General features: G+C 65.2%; 3 protein-coding genes. All 3 read right to left on the minus strand.

From position 1 onward, the window contains the following. Positions 1-70: 70 nt before the first annotated feature. Positions 71-382, minus strand: coding sequence for a hypothetical protein (locus VD811_06445; protein HXV20609.1), 312 nt, complete (start codon positions 380-382; stop codon positions 71-73). A gap of 601 nt (positions 383-983) precedes the next feature. After that, a complete protein-coding gene (locus tag VD811_06450) occupies positions 984-1,787 on the minus strand; it encodes a glycerophosphodiester phosphodiesterase (GenBank protein ID HXV20610.1) in 804 nt (267 codons plus the stop codon). Continuing rightward, positions 1,784-2,896, minus strand: a 1,113-nt coding sequence (locus tag VD811_06455; protein ID HXV20611.1) for an MFS transporter, incomplete at its 5' end; no start/stop codon positions are given. The genes VD811_06450 and VD811_06455, both read right to left, overlap by 4 nt.

The following is a 2,896-nucleotide window of genomic DNA, read 5'->3' on the forward strand; positions in this document are numbered from 1 at the left end:
CCCTCCCACAACAACCAAGGGCGGCCAACCGGCCGCCCTTGAAGTATCCACACTACCCCCTCTCGCTCTCCTACTCCTCCCGCACCTGGTACCCCCTCCGATGCACCTCGGTATCGGCCCGGTGGGCGGCAAGGTTGGCGGCGACACCGTCGACCTTGTTCTCGACGCTCGTCAGTCGGCCTTCGACGCTTGTCAACCGCACTTCTACCCGCGTCAGGCGCCCGTCGAGTTTCTGCATGCCACCATCCATCCGGTCCATGCGTTCGACCAGCAGCTGCTGCCCTTCGGCCAGCAGATCGAAACGATGCTGGGCACTTCCCTCCATGATCCCGAATTGCCGGGCCATCATGTTCTCGATGCGCTTGAAATCCTCTTCGGTCATTTTGTCCCCCCTTTGTGTTGAACGCCGGCAACGCGACGCCGTTCGGCTATCTATAGCAGTGCCTCGCACCCCGGTCAATCCCGAACATGGCCGTTGCGAGGATGCCTATGGTTTAAGTTCCCACCCTAACTTCGCCGGTCCCGGCCGGCGGCCGGCTTACTTTCCTTGCTCGTCCAAGGAAAGTAAGCAAAGGAAGGACGTTCACCTGGCGGTGGGCACTACTTTCGCGGCCGATTGGAGGTTTCTGCGGTCGGTAGCAAATTTAATTGCCGCAGTACCCCTTTGCGAGGAAGCCTTTGCCGGGCTGCCGCCGGCCCTGTCGCGAAGCTGGGTTTTCCGAACCAGCAGCGCCGGTGTTTGCAACAGCCACGCAATCCTGCTGAACGATTCACTTCGGCTCGCAAATGGGACCGACGAAGACGTTCCGGCTCTCAGGTGCAGCGAAGGAGGTAGATGCCAGCGACTCTTCGCGACAGTAGTGCCCGCCGCCAGGCGAAAGCCATTTTTGCCTACTTTTGTTGGCTGACAAAAGTAGGGCGTCCGGCGGGACGCGCCTGCACGCTGAAGCGCTACGGCGCGCAAGCGTGACCCGCCGGTTTTGTCATGTGGCCAACCGGCGTTTTTCGGCCACCGCCACCAGTCGCTCCGGGTAATCGCTCATCAGCCCGTCCACACCGAAACCCAGCAGCCGTTCCATATCCTGCGGCTCGTTGACGGTCCAGACATGGACTTCCAGGCCGAGGGCATGTGCAGCCCGCACCGTCTCGGGGGTAACCAGCGTCCTGCCGCCCCAAGTTTCGGGGATCTGCAAGGCGGCCCCGGGGGGCCGGTATTCCCCCCGGCAGCCGCCTTGCAGCCAGCCGAAGAAAGCCGCCAGTTCGCCGAAGCTGAAGCTGGTCGGAATCGGGCCGCAAAGGGGGCGCAGGCGCTGCATGATGATGTCCTGCTCCGCCGCCAGCAGGACGCGGTCGGCCATTCCCGCCGCTGCGATGGCGGCCAGCACCTGCTCCTCGATGGCTGGAGCCTCCTGCTTGACTTCGATGTTGAAGAAGGCTGCGGGAAAGGCGGCGAAGACCTCGGCCAGAGTGGGGACGGTGATGCCCTGGCCGAAGCAGGGGCGATTCAGGCCGTCGGGCGAAAAGCCGAAACCGGCATCCAGCTTCCTCAACTCGGCCAGAGTGACGTCTGAGACCCGGCGCCGGTCGCCGCAGAGGCGCAGGAGGGTTTCATCGTGGTGGGCGACGACGTGCCCGTCGGCGGTGGCCCAGACGTCCAGCTCCAGGTAGGGGACGCCGGCCTCGCAGGCGGCCCGCAAGGCGGGGAGGGTGTTCTCCGGGTAGTGGGCAGAGGCTCCGCGGTGCCCGAAGAGACGGGGGCGCGGCTGCTCGAGGTAGCGGTTTTTCATGATGGATCTCCCAGGGCGGCAGCCTTGCCGCGGGCGACGTTGACGCCGGCCAGCAGGAGCAGGCCGACGATGAACAGGCTGGCCAGGGCGAGGATCGACAGGCGGGTGGAACCGGTCAGGTCGGCGATGATGGCGAAGAGAAGGGGGCCGACGACCGAGGCGAATTTGCCGCTGATGGCGTAGAAGGCGAAGAATTCTGCACTCTTGCCCTGCGGGATGAGGGCGGCGTAGAGCGAGCGGCTGATCGCCTGCAGGCCGCCGAAGATGAGGGCGACGACGAAGCCGAGAATCCAGAACTCCCACCCCTTCTGCATCGTGTAGGCGTAGATCGTCACGGCGATGAACAGCACCAGGCCGGCGAGGATAGAGCGCTTGGCGCCCCAGCGCTCCGCCGCCCGGCCGTAAATCAGGGAGCCGGGCATGGCGACGAACTGGATCATCAGAAAGACGCTGAGGACGGTCGTTTGTGAAAGCCCCAGCTCTTCGCGGCCGAAAATCGCCGAGACAGCGATCACCGTCTGGATGCCGTCGTTGTAGAAGAGAAAGGCGACCAGGTAGAGCAGCAGGTCCGGGTAACGGCGGACCTGGGTGAAAATCTGCAGGTATCCCCGCAGACCGCGCAGAAGGGGTGCCGGTTTATGAACGAAGACTTCTTCCCGCACGTAGCGGAAGGTCGGCAGGGCGAAGACTCCCCACCACAGGCCGGTCAGCACAAAGGCGCCGCGGGTGGCGCTCCCCCGGTCGGCAAAGCCGAAGATGGCGGGGTACTGGATGAGCAGGAAGGCGATGAGGAGCATGAGTCCGCCGCCGATGTAGCCGAGGGCGAAGCCGCGGGCCGAGAGGCGGTCGAGGTCCGGCCCCTGTGCCAAAGCCGGCAGGAAGGCGTTGTAGAAGATGTTGCCGGCGGCGAAGCCGACGTTGGCGAGGACGAAGAGGCCGGCGGCGAGCAGGTACTGACCGGGGCCGGCCAAGGCAAGAAGCGAGGTGGCGACGGCGCCGACCAGGGCGAAGACGATGAGCAGCCGGCGGCGGATGCCGCGCCGGTCACCGAGGGCGCCGAGCAAGGGGGCGGCGACGGCGACCAGCAGCATGGAGAAGGAGACGGCGTA

It is taken from the genome of Desulfuromonadales bacterium, from assembly GCA_035620395.1.
In the GTDB taxonomy this organism is placed as follows: Bacteria; Desulfobacterota; Desulfuromonadia; order Desulfuromonadales; family DASPGW01; genus DASPGW01.